The sequence below is a fragment of the Novosphingobium panipatense genome, assembly GCF_900182875.1.
In the GTDB taxonomy this organism is placed as follows: domain Bacteria; phylum Pseudomonadota; class Alphaproteobacteria; order Sphingomonadales; family Sphingomonadaceae; genus Novosphingobium; species Novosphingobium panipatense.
In genome coordinates, this window is record NZ_FXUI01000001.1 from 69,657 (window position 1) to 85,685 (window position 16,029).

Genomic DNA, 16,029 nt, shown 5'->3' on the forward strand with positions numbered 1-16,029 from the left:
TATTCACTCAAGCGCCTCTGGCACGGCAGGATGACACAATTGCTGCAATTGTGGAAAGGGGGAGCGCCCCCATACAGCTGGTAAGGCGATTTGTTCCCGGCGATCCAGGCCGCATACGGTCAGGGCCGGCTGGAAGACCGGGCGACGCTCAGGACTTGCGGCTTGGATCGGTCACCGGCTCGCCGGGGAATATGCCTGCGATGGCAAGCGCGGCGCCGATGCGGGAAAGCGTGTCGAGCACGTCGCCCACGCTTTCCTCGGCGACCAGCAGGTTGAGCGTCTCGCGCGTGGGGAGGGGGCCGCGATCCCGCAGGGACGTGACGAGTTCGAGAATCACCGCCTCGTGCTCCGAGACATGGCTGCAGCCCATCGGGCAGAAGGCGAGCGTCTCCAGCGCATCCCGGTTGAGCAGCACCATCACCCGGTTGAACGGCTGCAGGCCGCCGATCATGCGCCACCGGGCGAAGGCCGGGGCAAGGACGTGCGCAGGGCAGCGCCGTTGGGCGATGGCCGTCACCCATGCCCGCATGGACCAGACAAGGAACCGGCAACCTTCGTCCAGAGAAGTGAGCGGACGGTCGACGTACTGGTACATGCGAGGTCTCCTTTTAAGGCTTGCACATGCGAATGATTATCATTAGCTAGTGTTACGCGGCTTGCTCCTCTCGTCAAGCCCGCAGCCTGGAGGACTGCTTGTCATGGGGCACTCCTCCCATCCTGTGACCTTGGCCGGGGCGGCTCCTTGCCTTGCCCGCCCCGGCCTTCTTTTCACAAGGAGGAGCGACTTACATCCCGACCGGGTAATCGCAGGCGCCCTGCAGAGGGCCCTTCTCTCTACCTTCTCCCCAGGTTGCCCACGCTCCATGCGCAGCCTGCGAACAGCTTATCCACAAGCTTGCCGACAGATCGTGCGGCAATAAGGGGCTTGCCGATCAGCGGTAGTCGAAGCCGCCCTTCGGCTGCACCTTCAGGGAATTCTGCTGGAGTGCCGTCATCAGGTACGATCCGACCAGCATCGGGAATTCGAGCATCTGTTTCTCGTCCCAGGTCCTTGCAAGCGTGTCCCACGTCGCGTCGCTCAGGCAGTGGTCGGAAAGCAGTTCCTCCACCCCGCGCAGAATGGCCGATTCGTGCTCCGTCCAGCCGGGCGCCTGCGACCCTTCGAGCACGCGCTCGATTTCCTCGGCGGTGACGCCGAACGCCTTGCCGATGTCGACATGCTCACACCATTCGAACGGCGCGCGGGCGAGGCGGGCAAGGCGCAGGATCGCCAGTTCCCGCTCCCGACCGGGGATCGCCCCCTTCGCCAGTTCGATGCCAAGAACCATTTGCCCCTTGAACATCCCGGGATGACGCAGGGTGATGAGGCTGACGTCGGGAAACGGCCGACTTTCGGGGATGGAGAAGGCGGCGCGGATGACGGCGACCTGCTCCATGCCTTCGGGGCTGACGTCCTCCAGCCGCAGCGGGGCGTAGCGCGGGCCCTTGTCCACGGTCTGCTTCATGCGGGCGGCAGCATCGAAATCGTACGTGCCGGTGATCGGTTCGGGCATTCGGGTTCCTTCGTCGTCAGGCCGCCCAGCGGTCCATGTGATGCAAGTAATCGGTGAAGCGCGCGCGCACCGCCTCCAGGTCGAGGCCGAAGCGGGCGGGGTCGGGCTTGACCATGCGCTCGGCCTGTTCGTTGCCGGCCCACCACTGGCTCATGGCTCGGGCGAAGGCGGGGGAAACGTCCTCTCCCAGCCAATCGTAAAGGCGGCGAACTTCACCGATCGGATCGGCTTCCATGGTCCGGAAGTGAATGTCGAAGAAACGATTGTCCTGCCCTGCCGCGCGGAAAGCCATGGCGCGCTTCATCGCTTCGGACCAGCACTGCACGTTGAGTTCGCCGATGTAGACCGGGTCCGGATGGTCGGTGAACTTGCCGATGATGTCGGCATAGACGGTGGCGACGGAAAGCATGACCTCGGCCGGATCGCGGTGCGTCATCACGAAGCGGGCATCGGGAAAAGCGGCATCCAGCGCGTCGAGGTAAAGCATGTGAGTAGGAGCCTTGAGACGCCACGGCCGCGCCGGCTCCCCCCATTGCAGCAGCTTGAGCACGCGTCTTTCGTAGCGGTAGGTACCGGCCAGATCAGCTTCGATCAGCCATTCGGAATAGCTGGGTATCTGGGCGAAGGCCTGGAAGATCTGGCTGCGGAAATCGAGCGCCATGAGGTCCTGGCATTCCATCGCGCCGTCGATGCCGGTGGGCGTGCGGCGACCACCCTTCAGCGTCTCGTCGACGGCGCTGGCCGAGGCGCCGCGACGGGGGTCGGCGGCCTTTACGGTGGAGGGTGGCGGACAGGGCTGCGCGCTTTCCCAGACCCGCAGATAGCGGATTTCCGGGTCACTGGAGAGCAGGAACGACAGGGCCGACGATCCCGTCCGCGGCAGGCCGACGCCGAAGAGGGGGGAGCGGATCCGCTCGTCCTCGATTTGCGGGAAGCGACGATACCAGTCCTCCACCATCAGGCGCTGGCGCAGGTGGAGCAGGATGCGGTCGCGCAAGGCGTGGTCGCCGGCGGCATTCAGGCGCGCTTCGGTGTTCAGCGCCCGGACGAGACGTTCCAGCCCCTCTTGGAAGCCATCGTCGCCAAAGTCGGACAGGCCGGTCTCCGCTTGCGCCGCCGCCATCAGGGCCTTGCTGTCTTCCATGCCTCTCCCCGCCCGGTTCGTCCGGTCTTGCGCACCAGTATGCGCGGGCGCGGGCGGGGCGCCAAACGCCGCGGCGATACTGGCGCGTGGAGAGGGGGCTACCCCCGCGCGGCCCTGACCGCCGCAGCTCCGGCGAAGGGCGCTATGGCGATGAGGACGAGGCTGCTGGCTCCAGCAAGGGCGAGGCCGCTCTCGCCGCCCGTGCCCAGACTGCCGGCCCCGAAGATCAGCACCGGTACTGCCATCGGAATGACGAGCAGGCCGGCGAGAGCCGCTCCGCCGCGAAGGCCCGCCGTCAGCGCCGCCACGGTGACACCAAGCGCGGCGAGTCCCGGTGTACCCGCCAGGAGGCCGAGCTCGACCATACGCAGGGTGGCACCATCCAGTCCCAGCAGGGCGGCGGCGGGAAACGCGGCAAGCATCAGGGGCGGGCCGAAGCTGAGCCAGTGCGCCAGGACGCGCACGGCGATGACGAGCTCTTCCGAGATCCCGCGCAGGGCCCACTGGTCGAAGGCGCCGAGCTCGATGTCAGGCTCCACCAGCCGGTCGAGCGGGAGGATCGCAGCCAGCAGCGCGGCAACCCAGATCACGCCGCCGCCCGTGCGGGCCAGCAACGGCGCATCAGGGCCGACGGCGAAAGGATAGAGCATCGCGACGGAAAGGAAGAACAGCACGGGAAGGAGCGGCCCGCCGCCCCGGCCGCCAAGCAGCAGCCGTCCCAGATCCCGGCGCAGCAGCGCGGCGGCCCGGCTCATGCCCCGAAGTCCGCGAGCGTGAGGCGCGCAAGGCCGGTCAGGCGAAAGGACTGGTGCGAGGCGACGATCGCCACGCCTCCGGCCGCGCAATGCTCGGCCGTGAGGGTCTCGGCCAGTTCGACAGCCCGCGAGTCCAGCCCGTTGAGCGGTTCGTCGAGCAGCCAAACCGTCGCCTCCTGTGCGAGGAGGCGGGCGAAAGCGGCGCGCTTCTTCTGGCCGGTCGAGAGGTAGCGTACCGGCACGTCTACAAGAGCGGCCAGGCCGAGCCGCTCAAGGTTGCGCTGAACCGCTTCGGTCGGGGCACCGTCCATCCGCTGCCAGAACGCCAGAGCCCGGCCGAGCGGCAGGGCAGGGTCAAGGGCGGGGCGCTCGTCCAGCAGGCCAACGGAGCCTTCCACGGTGACGGTCCCGGTGTAGGCGGGGGCCAGCCCCGCGAGGATGCGCAGGAGGCTGGACTTGCCGATGCCGTTGTGCCCCGCGATCTGCACCGCCTCTCCTGAAGAGAGGCTGAGCGAGAGCTCGGCGAAAAGCACCCGATCCCCACGCCGGCAGGCAATGTTCCGGGCGGTGATGGCTGCGGTTCGTAAGGGTGCCCCTTGCATGGCGCGGAGCGATAGGGGAAACCTCGCGGCCTGCCAAGGAGACGCCAGTGACCATTTCCCGCCTGACCGCCGACCAGCGTGACGCCATCCTCGCGGAATTGCCGCGCTGGCGGCTGCGGAGCGACGGCCTTGCGATCGAGGCCGAACTGAAGTTCGCCGACTTCAACGAGGCGTTCGGCTTCATGACCCGGGTCGCCCTCTATGCTGACAAGGCCGATCATCATCCCGAATGGTTCAACGTCTACAGCACGGTGCACATGACGCTGACGACCCACGACGCTGGCGGCCTCAGCCAGCGGGACGCGGACATGGCGCGGTTCGTCGAAACGCTGCTGCCGGGCTGAAGAAACATCGGCCGGTCAAAGGGCGGGCCGATCAAAGCGCTGGATTGTTGTAGCAGTGCCACGTGAAGATGGCTGCGGCGCCCCGGTGCGGGCGCCAGCCCTCTGCCAGTTGGCGGGTCTGCTTCTCGCTCGGCCGTTCCCCGAGAGTCAGCAGCTTCTGCAGCCCGACCTGCACGGCAAGGTCGCCGGCAGGCCAGATGTCTGGGCGGCCCTCGGCGAAGAGGAGGTAGATCTCGGCGGACCAACGCCCGATGCCCTTGATCTGCACCAGCTGGGCTATGGCCTCCTCATCGTCGCGCGGCAGGTTATCGAGGTCCAGGCTCCCTGCCACCACCAGTTCGCAGAGCGAGCGGGCATAGCCCTGCTTCTGGCGGGAAAGGCCACAGCCTCGCAGGGCGTCGAACTCGGCCGCAAGCAGGGCTTCGGGTGCCATCGTTTCGCCCAGCAGGGCTTCGAGCCGGTTCCAGACCGACGCGGCGGCGGCCACGCTGACCTGCTGGCCCACGATCGTGCGCAACAGCGTCGCGTAGCCCGTGGCGCGGATGCGCGGTTCAGGGTAGCCGGCCCGCTCGATCGCCCGCGCGATAGCGGGCTCTGTCCGGGCAATCGCGTCCAGCCTGGTGCGAAGTTCGTGTGCCGTCAAACCCATGCGTTGTCGTAACCTTGCAAAACAAGGTTGCAGCCTTTAGCAGCCTGCGGCAAGTGCGCATAGAAATGCAGATATGATACAGGATGTATCAGAAGGGGACTCGAGAGATATGCCGCAGATCATCGTTGTGAATCAGTCGGGCGAAGAGTCGAACGTAGAGGCTCCGGAAGGTCGCACCTTGATGGAAGTCATCCGCGACAACGGCTTCGATGAACTGCTGGCGCTGTGTGGCGGCTGCTGCTCGTGCGCGACCTGTCACGTCCATATCGACCCCGCTTTCATCGGCAAGCTGCCCGCGATGAGCGAGGACGAGAACGACCTGCTCGACAGTTCGGATCATCGCAACGAATACTCGCGCCTGTCGTGCCAGGTGCCGGTGACCGCCGATCTGGAAGGCCTGAAGGTCACGATCGCTCCGGAAGACTAAGCGCGACTCTGGGCGGAACTGCGCGACGGCGCCGGCCTGTGCCGGCGTCGCTCACCTCCGGAAGGATCCCGGGGGCACAAATTTGTCGATCAAAACATTTGCGCGCAGCGCCTTGGCTTCCTAACTGTCGCGCCATGACCGCGACAATGCCAAGCGCCCCGCTCTCCAGGCCCTCGACTCTCGATCTTATCGGCAACACCCCTCTGGTGCTGCTCGAGGGGCCGAGCGAAGCCGCCGGCTGCGAGATCTGGGGCAAGTGCGAGTTCGCCAATCCCGGCGCCTCGGTGAAGGACCGTGCCGCCCTGTGGATCGTGCGCGATGCCGAGGAAAAGGGCCTGCTCAAGCCCGGCGGCACCATCGTCGAAGGTACGGCGGGCAATACAGGCATCGGCCTGGCGCTGGTGGCGAATGCCCTGGGTTATCGCACCGTCATCGTCATGCCCGAGACACAGTCGCGGGAGAAGATGGACACCTTGCGCGCGCTCGGCGCGGAACTGGTGCTGGTCCCGGCCGCGCCCTTCTCGAACCCCGGCCATTTCGTTCACACCTCCCGCCGTCTTGCCGAGGAGACCGAAGGTGCGATCTGGGCGAACCAGTTCGACAACATCGCGAACCGCAAGTCGCACATCGAATCCACCGCTCCCGAGCTCTGGGAGCAGATGAATGGTCGCATCGACGGTTTCACCTGTGCGGCGGGCACCGGCGGGACGATCGCGGGCACCGGCATGGGGCTGAAGGCGTTCGACGAGAACATCGTCGTGGCTCTGACAGACCCTCACGGCGCCGCCCTCTACAACTATTACGCCCATGGCGAACTGAAGGCCGAGGGCAACTCGGTCGCCGAAGGGATCGGGCAGGGGCGCATCACCGCTAACCTCGAAGGTGCGCCCATCGACACCCAGTTCCGTGTCTCCGACCAGGAGGGCCTGGAATGGGTGCGCCGCCTCCTCAGCGAGGAGGGGCTGTGCCTTGGCCTTTCCTCGGGGATCAATGTGGCGGGCGCCGTGGCGCTCGGTCGCCAGCTCGTTGCCGAAGGGCGGGAGGATCCACGCGTCGTGACGATCTTGTGCGATACGGGCTTCCGATACCTGTCCTCGCTGTACAACCCGGAGTGGCTTGAAGCGAAAGGCCTGCCGGTCTTCCCTTGGCTGGCGCGGTGATGTAAGCCGGGAACGAACGGCAGGTGTTCTTCCGCCAACATGCACTATGATTGAGTCGCAAAGTATCCTCGAACCTCTGAAAACGGCGCAGCATTATACGCCGCGGTCCGCGCGTGAACTGCGCTCGCAGGCCGTGTACCGGCTGCAGGTGGGCCTGTTCGGCCTTTGTGCGATGCTGCTGATCGTCGGCCTCGCCAACGTCATCCGCGACCGTCTGCGGCTTTCGGAAAGCGCCGACCCCATCCAGCAGGTCGTTGCCGTCGACGCGAAGCCGACGAAGGCTGCCAGCGATCCGCTGGCCGACATCGGCGTCGTGCCGTCTGCCGATACGACCACCCGTTCCAAGCCGTCACCCATCCCCGACGCGGAGATGACGGATGAGCCAGGTGCGCCTGTCGCGCCGTAGCCGTCGTGTTCTCCTGCCGGGCTTCCTGCTGGGACCCTTGCTGGCCGCCTGCGGATCCGGTGGCGCGGAGAACCTGGAGACGGCCAGGCAGCAAACGATCGGGCTCTATTCCAGCCTGCCGATAGCCTGGAACGAGAGCAGCGATATCCGCGGTCTGCTTGCGGATGACCATCCTCCGCACTGGGCTCTTCGGCTGTTGCGCGACAGAGGAAAGGTAGTGCCGCTCGATTCGCTTGCCGATGCGACTGGAAAGCTGCCGCTGCCGCTCTCCGCCGTCCTCGTTCTTGCGCAGCCCCGGCCCCTCACGCCGCAGGAGAATGTCGCCCTTGACGCCTGGGTGCGCCAGGGAGGGCGGGTGCTGCTGTTCGTCGATCCCCTTCTCACCGCCCATTCCCTCTTCGGCCCCGGTGACCCGCGCCGGCCGCAGGACGTCGCCATGATGTCCCCGATCCTCGCGCGGTGGGGTCTGGGGCTCGAGTTCGACGAGGCGCAGCCCGCCGGGGAGCACGAGGCCGAGCTCGCCGCCGGTTCGGTGCCGGTCAATCTCGCGGGGCGCTTCCGGGCCTTGGGGAAAGCTGGGGAAGGGGCTTCCGGGAAAACCGGGGATGCGGTCGCGTCCTGCGACATTTCCGCGCAAGGGCTGCTGGCGGAGTGCCTCTCCGGCCGCGGCCGGATTATCGCTTTTGCCGATGCGGCCTTGCTTGAGAGCCCTGAAAATCCGGGGATCATAACGGCACGTCGCGATGCCCTTGCTGCGCTACTTTCTCGGCTGACCGCCGCGCCCCGCTGAAGCCCGTCCGCGGTGAAGATTTCGTAATACCGGGGATGACGCGGAACGGCGCAGGTGCGCCTGCTGGCCCCCCTATTCGTCTGAATAGACGCGGTTTTTTGCTTCCGAAATGTCAGTGCAGAGTAAAGGCCTCGTCTATCCAAGGGCAGTTCACCGTAGAAATACCCTCGTTTCCCCACATTTCCCTTTTATCCCCGATCTTCCCGTTATAGAACACCGTCAATCGGAAAGACTGAGTCTCGCCGCGCCTGATTCAGGTGTGGACCCCCGGCGCGCGCGCCGCCGGGTGCGGGGCTCATTATCGTCCGGGATGGCAACACAGGGGCATCACAAACGGGAATGGCGGGGCAGCCATACATCTACAGCGGACCGGGCTTCTCGCTTCTGCGCGACAAGAACCGTTTCGTGCTGCCCAAGGAGCTTCGCTCCCCCGTCCGCGATTCCAGTGGCAAGGACGTGCTTTGCCTTGCCAAGCATGCCGAATGGAAATGCCTTGTCGGGTTCGGCCTCTCCCGCGTCGATGATTTCGAAGCGCAGCTCGACGCCGAGCAGACCCGCGCTGATGGCGCCGGGAAGCCTTTCAATCGCGACAGTCGGGCCATGCAGCTCTACAACTTTCAGCAGGTGCCCTTCGACGGCAGTGGCCGCTTCACGATGCCCGAGGCTTTGGCCGGGCTGGCCGCCGTTGGTGACCAGCTCTTCTTCCAGGGGATCGGCCGCACCGGCATCCTGATCTGGAATCCCGACGAGCTCTACAAACATGCCGACGATCCCGCCTTCGAGGCGGCGATCGCAACCTGCCGCTCTCTCCAGGAAGCGGAACTCGCAAAGGCGAAGAAGTCGTGAGTGCCCCCGGTCAGCCGCATATCCCGGTCCTTCTCGAGGAAGTGGTCGCCGCCCTCGCCCCGCGCGAGGGCGACGTGATCGTCGATGCCACCCTCGGAGCCGGCGGCTACACCCGCCGCCTGCTGGACGCCGGTGCGACGGTGCACGCGTTCGACCGCGATCCCGACGCGATCGCCGCGGTGGAAAACAATCCGGGGAAATGGCCGGAGCTTGCCAGCAATCCACCGCGCCTCGTGTTGCACCCGCGCCGCTTCTCCGAAATGGTCGAGGGTCTCGGTGAACGGGGTATCGACAAGGTTGATGGCGTCGTCATGGACATCGGCGTATCCTCCATGCAGCTCGATCAGGCGGAGCGCGGCTTTGCGTTCGGCGCCGATGGCCCGCTGGACATGCGCATGAGCCAGGACGGCCCTTCCGCTGCAGACTTTCTGAACGGGGCCGACGAGGCCGAGATCGCCGACGTGCTTTACCTGTATGGAGAGGAGCGCCAGTCCCGCCGCGTGGCGCGGGCCATTGTCGCCGCGCGCCCGCTTGCCACCACTGGCGATCTCGCCCGCGTGGTGCGCAAGGCGCTGGGCTACAACCCGGCCTACAAAGGAAACGCGGCGCAAAAGGATCCCGCGATCCGCAGCTTCCAGGCTGTGCGCATCCACGTGAACGGGGAACTGGACGAGCTTGAAGCGGCGCTCGGCGGTGCCGAGACGCTGCTGCGCGAAGGTGGACGGCTGGCGGTCGTGACCTTCCACAGTCTTGAGGATCGCAAGGTCAAGCGCTTCCTGCGCGATGCGGGCAGCGCGGCGCGTGCGACCTCGCGCCACCTGCCGCAGACCGCCACCGCGCCCGCGCCCTTCACTCAGGTGTCGAAGGGAATTCGGCCGGGGGAGGCGGAACTGGAAGCCAACCCCCGCTCGCGCTCGGCCACCCTGCGCAGCGCGGTACGAACCGATGCTCCCCCTCGAATGCCTGATGGCGCCCCCGGTCGAAGGAATGCCGCATGAACCTGACCAGTGACCGCATCCGATCGATCGGCTGGGTTTCCGCGCTGGTGATCTGCGGCGCCGTGACCGTGGGCCTCACGCTGCGCGTCAACGCGGTGAAGAGCCAGGTGCACGACACCGAAAAGAAGATCGTCTGGGTGAAGCAGGACATCGACTTTCTGGAAACGGAATTCCAGACCCGCTCCAACCAGCAGGCATTGAGCGACCTCAACGAGCTTGAGTTCGGCTACAAGGCCCCGACGGCCGCGCAGTATATCGAAGGCGAACGCCAGCTTGCCGCCCTCGGCGTGCCTGCCGGACCGGGTGCCCCCGCGCCGATCCGCTACGCCAATGCCGACGCTCCGGGCAGCGCTGCGGGAGAGGGATCGCTGCTGGCGATGGTTTCCCCGGTGGCGGGCGCGACGGCGGCAGCCCTCGCGGAGAGTTCGAAGGCCACGGCCGCCTCGCGCGACGACGGTCGCGATCCGGAACGCGCTGCGCTTGCGCGTGATGCCGCGGCTCTCAGCAAGCGCCTCGCTCACATCGAGGTCGCCGAGGCGGCCAAACAGTGAACGCCCCTGCCTTTCCCCTCGGCACGATCCCCACCACGGTCTCGGTCGGGCGTCGGCGGTTGGTGAACGTGCGCCAGCGCTCGCTGCTGGTCGCCAAGATGCGCACCCTGTGGGTGCTGGGCGTGTTCGTGCTGATCACGGTCCTGGCGCTCTTGCGCATCATCTATCTTGGCTTCACGGGCGCGACGCCGCGTCAGATCGATCTGGCGGGGCTGCTCGTTCCGGATCGGGGCGAGATCGTGGACCGCAACGGCGTGCCGCTGGCGCGCGATTTTCGCGTCTACTCGCTCTGGTTCAATCCCAAGGCTATGACTGAGGGCTCCTCGCTGATCCACAGTCCCGAGGAAGTGACCGCCAAGCTCGTGGCGATCTTCCCCGACCTTGATCATGACGACATCCTGGCGCGTCTGCGCGCGGGCCGTCCGAGCTACCTGCGCAAGTCGCTGCTGCCCGAGGACGCCAACAAGGTGCACGCGCTGGGCGAACCGGCGCTGGAGTTCCCGCTGGAGGCGACCCGCTTCTATCCGCAAGGATCGATGGCGGCGCACGTGCTGGGCTATGTCGACAGCTACGGCAAGGGCAAGGTCGGCATGGAGGAGGCGTTCAACGACCAGTTGATCAGCCCCGAAGGGCGCATGAACCCGTCCGTCCTGTCGATCGACTTTCGCGTGCAGAGCGCGCTGGAGGACGAACTGGCCCGCGCCATACAGCTCAGCCAGGCCAAGGGCGCGGCGGGTGTCATTCTCGACGTCGATACGGGCGAGATCCTGGCTCTCGCGTCGCTGCCCTCGTTCGATCCCAACCACGTCAAGCCCAACGACATGGTCGTCACACCAGAGCAGGCCGCCCAGGGCGAAGTCCCGCACGGCTTCAACCGCGTGACCAACCAGGTCTACGAACTCGGCTCCACCTTCAAGCCGCTCACGGTCGCAGCGGCGCTGGACGCGGGCACGATCACCGATCTTGGCCGCCGATTCCCGGCCAGCCCGCTGCGGGTCGGGCGCTTCACCATCAACGACACGCACCGCTACGGCGCCACGCTCAACGTGCCTGAAACGCTGATCCACTCCTCCAACATCGTCACCGCTCATATCGCCGACGAACTCGGCGGCGTCAGGCTCAAGAAGACGATGGAGTCGCTGGGCATGAACGAGCGGCCGTACGTGGAGCTGCCCGCACGCGGTTTCCCGATCTGGGCGCGGGGTGAATGGCCGCGCCTGCGGACCATGACCGTCGCCTATGGCCACGGCATCGCCGTCACGCCGCTCCACCTCGCCTCTGCCTACGCCGCGCTCGTCAACGGCGGGATCTGGCGTCCGGCGACCCTCAAGAAGTTGGCGCCCTCGGATGTTCCCGAAGGCCGCCGGGTGTTCAAGGCCTCCACCAGCGCGCGGATGCGCCAGCTGCTGCGGATGATCGTGCAGTACGGCACCGGCCGCAAGGCGGACGCTCCGGGCTTCCGGGTCGGGGGCAAGACGGGTTCGGCCGAGAAGCCGGGCGCGGGCGGTTATCGGCGCCACTCGCTGATCTCGACCTTCGCGGCCGCCTTTCCGATGGACAAGCCGCGCTACGTGGTGATCTCGATGATGGATGAGCCACAGGGTACGGCGGCCACGTCCTACCAGCGCACGGCCGCGTGGAACGCCGCTCCCGTGATCCAGCGGGTGGTGCCCCGGATCGGACCGCTGCTCGGCATCATGCCCGATGAAACGCGCGACATCGACACCAGCGACCTCAGGCCGCTGGTCCCCGGGGGAGACGCCGAATAATGAAACTCTCCGTCCTGTGCAGCGCCGCCGGGGTCTCTCCGGCAACCAAGGACCCGGTGGACGACGTCACCGTCACCGGCTTTGCGATCGACAACCGCAAGGTTGCGCCGGGCACCATCTTCGGCGCCTTTCGCGGTGCCCGCTTCAACGGCGAGGATTTCATTCCCGCCGCGATCCAGGCCGGTGCGGTCGCGATCGTCGCACATCCTGACGCCGTGGTGGAAGGCGCGCTTCATTTCGCCGACCCCGAACCGCGCCGCCTCTTCGCGCGCCTTGCCGCGCCGTTTTTCGCGCCCGTGCCCGAAACTCTGGTCGCCGTCACCGGAACCAACGGCAAGACCTCGACCGTCGAGCTTACCCGGCAGCTCTGGCGCATGGGGGGGCATCGCGCGGCCTCGATCGGCACCCTTGGCGTCACCACCAGCGACGAAACCGTCTCCACCGGGCTGACGACGCCGGATATCGCAACGTTCCTGGCGAACCTTGCCGGTCTCGCCCGGGAAGGGGTGACGCATGTCGCCTACGAGGCGTCGAGCCACGGTCTTTCGCAGTTCCGCATCGAGGGGCCGCAGGTGGCGGCGGGCGCCTTCACCAACCTCAGCCGCGATCATCTCGACTATCACGCGACGATGGATGAATATTTCGCCGCGAAGATGCGCCTCTTCGATGAGGTCGTCGCCGAGGGTGGGACGGCTGTCGTCTGGGCTGACGACGCGTGGTCGGACAAAGCGATGGAACATGCCCGTCTGCGCGGGCTCAGGCTTTTCACCGTCGGCGAAAAAGGCGCGGACATTCGCCTCGTCGGCCGCACGCCCAGCGGGCTGGGCCAGAAGCTGGAGATCGAGCACGCGGGCCGCGCGCGGATCATCGACCTGCCGCTGATCGGCGCTTACCAGGCCGCCAACGCGCTCGTCGCGGCGGGGCTGGTGCTGGCGACGGGCGGGGACGTGGATGCCACGTTCGATGCGATGAAGCGGCTCGTGACCGTGCGGGGCCGCATTGAGCGGGCGGCGATCACGCCGGCCGGCGCTCCCGTCTATGTGGATTACGCGCACACGCCGGACGCGCTGGAAGCCGCGATGGCGGCCCTGCGCCCGCACGTCAGCGGCCGGCTGATCGTGGTATTCGGCGCCGGCGGCGATCGCGACCAGGGCAAGCGGCCGGAAATGGGCCGGGTGGCGGACGAGGGGGCAGACCTCGCTATCGTCACCGACGACAACCCGCGCGGCGAGGATCCGGCCGCGATACGGGCAATGGTGTTGGCGGGCATGGGGCCAGCCGCGCGTGAAGTGGGCGACCGGCGCAAGGCCATCGGGCTCGCCGTCGCAGAAGCCGGGGCTGGGGACATCGTCCTCATCGCGGGCAAGGGGCACGAACAGGGGCAGATCATCGGCAGCGGCGACAACGTGCGCGTCCTGCCATTCGACGACGTCACGGTGGCCAGGGAAATGGCTGGCTCACTGGGGAGGTAGGATATGAACGCTGTCACCCGGATCCTCGACTGGCCCGCAACGCCGCTTGAGGAGAGCCCGCTGGTCCTCTGGGACGCCGTCACCATCGCGCGCGTGGTCGGCGGGGTGGCGAGTTCCGACTTCACCGTGTCCGGGGTGGAGATCGACAGCCGGGACGTCCAGCCCGGCGACCTGTTCTTCGCGCTCAAGGGTGAGGCGATGGACGGCCACCGCTTTGTCGAAGCCGCCTTCGCGAAAGGCGCGGTTGCCGCTGTCGTCGATCGTCCCGTCAACGGCCCGCACATCCTTGTCGAAGACACCATGCAGGCGCTGGAGCGGCTCGGCGCCGCCGCCCGCCTGCGCGCCCGTGGCCCGATCATCGGCGTCACCGGCTCGGTCGGCAAGACGGGCGTGAAGGAGATGCTGTTCGCCGCGCTGGACCGGGCGAGCCGTGGCGACGCGCATCGCTCGGTCAAAAGCTACAACAACCACGTGGGCGTGCCGCTGAGCCTTGCCCGCATGCCGGCCCGGGCACGTTTCGGCGTGTTCGAGATGGGCATGAACCATGCCGGTGAGATCGCCGCGCTCACCCGGCAGGTCCGCCCGGACGTGGCGCTGATCACCACGATCGCGCCCGCCCACATCGAGATGCTCGGCTCAGAGGAGGCGATCGCCGACGCGAAGGCCGAGATCTTCGAGGGGCTGGAGGAGGGCGGCACGGCCATCATTCCCGCCGACAGCGAGCATTTCCTGCGGCTTCGGGATGCCGCGGCCGCCTGCGGTGCCAGGGTCGTGTCCTTCGGCAAGGCCGCCGATGCCGACGTGCGGCTTCTGGACGCAGTGCCCTCCGCCGATGGAGGCTCCCTCGTCACGGCCGATATGGGCGACCGGCGCGTGTGCTATACGGTAGCGGCGCCCGGCGAACATCAGGTGATCAATTCGCTCGCGGTCATGGCGGCCGTCCGGGCCGTCAAGGGCGATCTCGGCGCGGCCGGGGTGGCGCTTGCCGAAATGGGCGGGCTCGCCGGACGCGGCGCGAGGATGCAGATCCCGGTGGGAGGGGACGGCGAAACCGCGCTCCTGATCGATGAGAGCTACAACGCGAACCCGGCTTCGATGCGGGCGACGCTGGCGCAGCTGGGGCGCACCCCGGCGAACCGCCGTATTGCGGTTCTGGGCGCGATGAAGGAACTGGGCAGCCATGGTCCGGACTACCATGCCGCCCTTGCCGGTCCGCTGCGTGACGCCGGTGTCGACTATGCGCTTCTGGTGGGCGACGAAATGGCCGCGCTCGCCGTGGAGTTGGGGAAATCGGACGCGGCGGCGCTTGGCAAAAGGGTTGCCTTCGCTCATTGCCCGAGCGTGCGGGAAGCTGTCGAAACCTTGCGGGCTTTCGGGCTCCAGCGGGACGATGCGATTCTCGTCAAGGGTTCGAATTCAGTGGGTCTCGCAGCGCTCGTAAGCGCGTTCGGCAAGCAGGAAGGGTAGGGGCGAAAGCCCGCAAGATGCTGTATCTCATCGCAGAATGGTTCCAGTACGAGGGACTGTCCAACCTCTTCCGCTACCAGACGTTCCGCTCGGGCGCGGCCTTCATGACGGCGCTTGTCATCGGGCTGATCATCGGCCCCAAGTTCATCAACATGCTGCGTGTGCGTCAGGGCAAGGGGCAGCCGATCCGCGAGGACGGTCCGCAAAGCCACCTGGCGAAGCGCGGGACGCCGACCATGGGCGGCCTCATGATCCTGACTGCGCTGATCGGTTCGATGGTGCTGTTCATGGACGTGACGAACCCGTTCGTCTGGGCCTGCATCGCGGTGACAGTGGGCTTCGGTCTGATCGGCTTCATGGACGACTACGACAAGGTGACCAAGCGCCACCACGCCGGTCTGTCGAGCAAGGTGCGGCTGTTGCTGGAATTCGTGGTCGCGGGCATTGCCGCCTACATCATCGTCAGCCAGATCAGCACCAACCTTTACGTCCCGTTCCTCTCCGGGCGCTATATCCCGCTGGGGTGGCTATATTACGTCTTCGCAGCCGTGGTGATCGTAGGGGCGGGTAACGCCGTCAACCTGACGGACGGCCTCGACGGCCTGGCCACGATGCCAGTCATCATCGCAGCCGGTACGTTCGCGATCATCTGTTATCTCGCCGGCCGCGTCGACTACGCGAACTACCTCGGCATCCCCCACGTGCCGCGCGCGGGCGAACTGGCGATCTTCTGCGCGGGAATCATGGGTGCAGGGCTCGCCTTCCTGTGGTTCAACGCGCCGCCCGCCGCCGTGTTCATGGGTGACACCGGGAGCCTCGCGCTCGGCGGCGCGCTCGGCTGCATCGCGGTTGCCGCGCACCACGAGATTGTGCTCGCCATCGTCGGCGGCCTGTTCGTGCTGGAAGCGGCCTCCGTCATCATTCAGGTGTTCTGGTTCAAGCGCACCGGGCGTCGCGTCTTCCGCATGGCGCCGATCCACCACCACTTCGAGCAGAAAGGCTGGCGCGAATCGACGGTTGTGATCCGTTTCTGGATCATCTCCATCGTCCTCGCGGTACTCGGCCTTGCCACTCTGAAGCTGCGATAAGGGGGCGG

The 16,029-nt window shown here is 66.7% G+C and carries 18 protein-coding genes; 12 read left to right on the forward strand and 6 right to left on the reverse strand.

What is annotated here, in order from left to right:
- Positions 1 to 148 precede the first annotated feature (148 nt).
- The 5 genes from QOL62_RS00270 to ccmA form a co-directional block, all read right to left on the reverse strand.
- Entirely contained in the window at positions 149 to 595 is a 447-nt protein-coding gene (locus tag QOL62_RS00270; protein ID WP_103728235.1) for a hypothetical protein, read from the reverse strand.
- Positions 596 to 932: 337 nt separating this feature from the next.
- Positions 933 to 1,553, reverse strand: a complete 621-nt coding sequence (locus QOL62_RS00275) for a carboxymuconolactone decarboxylase family protein (RefSeq protein ID WP_103728236.1) — start codon at positions 1,551 to 1,553, stop codon at positions 933 to 935.
- Positions 1,554 to 1,569: 16 nt separating this feature from the next.
- The gene (locus QOL62_RS00280) at positions 1,570 to 2,697 is read right to left on the reverse strand and encodes a sulfotransferase family protein (protein WP_283404774.1); all 1,128 of its coding nucleotides are present in this window, start codon (positions 2,695 to 2,697) and stop codon (positions 1,570 to 1,572) included.
- A 98-nt stretch (positions 2,698 to 2,795) separates the two neighbouring features.
- On the reverse strand, positions 2,796 to 3,452 hold the full coding sequence (locus QOL62_RS00285) for a heme exporter protein CcmB (RefSeq protein ID WP_283404775.1): 657 nt from the start codon (positions 3,450 to 3,452) through the stop codon (positions 2,796 to 2,798).
- The gene (gene ccmA / locus QOL62_RS00290) at positions 3,449 to 4,054 is read right to left on the reverse strand and encodes a heme ABC exporter ATP-binding protein CcmA (RefSeq protein ID WP_283404776.1); all 606 of its coding nucleotides are present in this window, start codon (positions 4,052 to 4,054) and stop codon (positions 3,449 to 3,451) included. Before ccmA ends, QOL62_RS00285 begins: the two co-directional genes overlap by 4 nt.
- A gap of 47 nt (positions 4,055 to 4,101) precedes the next feature.
- On the opposite strand from ccmA, the gene QOL62_RS00295 reads away from it, so the two are divergent.
- A complete protein-coding gene (locus QOL62_RS00295) occupies positions 4,102 to 4,398 on the forward strand; it encodes a 4a-hydroxytetrahydrobiopterin dehydratase (RefSeq protein WP_283404777.1) in 297 nt (98 codons plus the stop codon).
- A gap of 31 nt (positions 4,399 to 4,429) precedes the next feature.
- Here QOL62_RS00295 and QOL62_RS00300 read toward each other — a convergent pair whose 3' ends face one another.
- Positions 4,430 to 5,047: a DNA-3-methyladenine glycosylase family protein gene (locus QOL62_RS00300; protein ID WP_283404778.1), complete on the reverse strand. Its 618-nt coding sequence runs from the start codon at positions 5,045 to 5,047 to the stop codon at positions 4,430 to 4,432.
- Positions 5,048 to 5,156: 109 nt separating this feature from the next.
- Between QOL62_RS00300 and QOL62_RS00305 the strand changes: the two genes are divergently transcribed.
- The 11 genes from QOL62_RS00305 to mraY all read left to right on the forward strand — a co-directional run bounded on the left by QOL62_RS00305 (position 5,157) and on the right by mraY (position 16,021).
- Positions 5,157 to 5,474: a 2Fe-2S iron-sulfur cluster-binding protein gene (locus QOL62_RS00305; RefSeq protein ID WP_103728242.1), complete on the forward strand. Its 318-nt coding sequence runs from the start codon at positions 5,157 to 5,159 to the stop codon at positions 5,472 to 5,474.
- Between the two features lie 134 nt (positions 5,475 to 5,608).
- On the forward strand, positions 5,609 to 6,634 hold the full coding sequence (locus QOL62_RS00310) for a cysteine synthase A (protein ID WP_103728243.1): 1,026 nt from the start codon (positions 5,609 to 5,611) through the stop codon (positions 6,632 to 6,634).
- 46 nt (positions 6,635 to 6,680) lie between these two features.
- Positions 6,681 to 7,040, forward strand: a complete 360-nt coding sequence (locus tag QOL62_RS00315; protein ID WP_103728244.1) for a hypothetical protein — start codon at positions 6,681 to 6,683, stop codon at positions 7,038 to 7,040.
- Positions 7,012 to 7,830 (forward strand): DUF4350 domain-containing protein, encoded by an 819-nt coding sequence (locus QOL62_RS00320; protein WP_283404779.1) that lies wholly within the window; start codon positions 7,012 to 7,014, stop codon positions 7,828 to 7,830. Before QOL62_RS00315 ends, QOL62_RS00320 begins: the two co-directional genes overlap by 29 nt.
- 339 nt (positions 7,831 to 8,169) lie before the next feature.
- Positions 8,170 to 8,676 carry a division/cell wall cluster transcriptional repressor MraZ gene (locus tag QOL62_RS00325; protein WP_103728246.1) on the forward strand — a complete coding sequence of 169 codons (507 nt, stop codon included), beginning with the start codon at positions 8,170 to 8,172 and terminating at the stop codon, positions 8,674 to 8,676.
- A complete protein-coding gene (gene rsmH, locus QOL62_RS00330; protein ID WP_103728247.1) occupies positions 8,673 to 9,674 on the forward strand; it encodes a 16S rRNA (cytosine(1402)-N(4))-methyltransferase RsmH in 1,002 nt (333 codons plus the stop codon). The genes QOL62_RS00325 and rsmH overlap by 4 nt, the downstream gene beginning before the upstream one ends.
- Positions 9,671 to 10,225, forward strand: coding sequence for a hypothetical protein (locus tag QOL62_RS00335; protein ID WP_103728248.1), 555 nt, complete (start codon positions 9,671 to 9,673; stop codon positions 10,223 to 10,225). The genes rsmH and QOL62_RS00335 overlap by 4 nt, the downstream gene beginning before the upstream one ends.
- Positions 10,222 to 11,994: a peptidoglycan D,D-transpeptidase FtsI family protein gene (locus QOL62_RS00340; protein WP_283404780.1), complete on the forward strand. Its 1,773-nt coding sequence runs from the start codon at positions 10,222 to 10,224 to the stop codon at positions 11,992 to 11,994. The genes QOL62_RS00335 and QOL62_RS00340 overlap by 4 nt, the downstream gene beginning before the upstream one ends.
- The gene (locus tag QOL62_RS00345) at positions 11,994 to 13,466 is read left to right on the forward strand and encodes a UDP-N-acetylmuramoyl-L-alanyl-D-glutamate--2,6-diaminopimelate ligase (protein WP_283404781.1); all 1,473 of its coding nucleotides are present in this window, start codon (positions 11,994 to 11,996) and stop codon (positions 13,464 to 13,466) included. The genes QOL62_RS00340 and QOL62_RS00345 overlap by 1 nt, the downstream gene beginning before the upstream one ends.
- A 3-nt stretch (positions 13,467 to 13,469) precedes the next feature.
- A complete protein-coding gene (locus QOL62_RS00350) occupies positions 13,470 to 14,933 on the forward strand; it encodes a UDP-N-acetylmuramoyl-tripeptide--D-alanyl-D-alanine ligase (protein ID WP_283404782.1) in 1,464 nt (487 codons plus the stop codon).
- Positions 14,934 to 14,950: 17 nt separating this feature from the next.
- Positions 14,951 to 16,021 (forward strand): phospho-N-acetylmuramoyl-pentapeptide-transferase, encoded by a 1,071-nt coding sequence (gene mraY, locus QOL62_RS00355; protein ID WP_103728252.1) that lies wholly within the window; start codon positions 14,951 to 14,953, stop codon positions 16,019 to 16,021.
- Positions 16,022 to 16,029: the final 8 nt, after the last annotated feature.

Bases quoted from the DNA above. Each gene is read 5' to 3' on its own strand.
- QOL62_RS00325 (WP_103728246.1), top strand. From the start codon at position 8,170: ATGGCGGGGCAGCCATACATCTACAGCGGACCGGGCTTCTCGCTTCTG.
- QOL62_RS00285 (WP_283404775.1), bottom strand. From the start codon at position 3,452: ATGAGCCGGGCCGCCGCGCTGCTGCGCCGGGATCTGGGACGGCTGCTG.
- QOL62_RS00300 (WP_283404778.1), bottom strand. From the start codon at position 5,047: ATGGGTTTGACGGCACACGAACTTCGCACCAGGCTGGACGCGATTGCC.
- QOL62_RS00305 (WP_103728242.1), top strand. From the start codon at position 5,157: ATGCCGCAGATCATCGTTGTGAATCAGTCGGGCGAAGAGTCGAACGTA.
- QOL62_RS00275 (WP_103728236.1), bottom strand. From the start codon at position 1,553: ATGCCCGAACCGATCACCGGCACGTACGATTTCGATGCTGCCGCCCGC.
- mraY (WP_103728252.1), top strand. From the start codon at position 14,951: ATGCTGTATCTCATCGCAGAATGGTTCCAGTACGAGGGACTGTCCAAC.
- QOL62_RS00310 (WP_103728243.1), top strand. From the start codon at position 5,609: ATGACCGCGACAATGCCAAGCGCCCCGCTCTCCAGGCCCTCGACTCTC.
- QOL62_RS00315 (WP_103728244.1), top strand. From the start codon at position 6,681: ATGATTGAGTCGCAAAGTATCCTCGAACCTCTGAAAACGGCGCAGCAT.
- QOL62_RS00320 (WP_283404779.1), top strand. From the start codon at position 7,012: ATGAGCCAGGTGCGCCTGTCGCGCCGTAGCCGTCGTGTTCTCCTGCCG.
- QOL62_RS00280 (WP_283404774.1), bottom strand. From the start codon at position 2,697: ATGGAAGACAGCAAGGCCCTGATGGCGGCGGCGCAAGCGGAGACCGGC.
- QOL62_RS00335 (WP_103728248.1), top strand. From the start codon at position 9,671: ATGAACCTGACCAGTGACCGCATCCGATCGATCGGCTGGGTTTCCGCG.
- QOL62_RS00270 (WP_103728235.1), bottom strand. From the start codon at position 595: ATGTACCAGTACGTCGACCGTCCGCTCACTTCTCTGGACGAAGGTTGC.
- QOL62_RS00345 (WP_283404781.1), top strand. From the start codon at position 11,994: ATGAAACTCTCCGTCCTGTGCAGCGCCGCCGGGGTCTCTCCGGCAACC.
- ccmA (WP_283404776.1), bottom strand. From the start codon at position 4,054: ATGCAAGGGGCACCCTTACGAACCGCAGCCATCACCGCCCGGAACATT.
- QOL62_RS00350 (WP_283404782.1), top strand. From the start codon at position 13,470: ATGAACGCTGTCACCCGGATCCTCGACTGGCCCGCAACGCCGCTTGAG.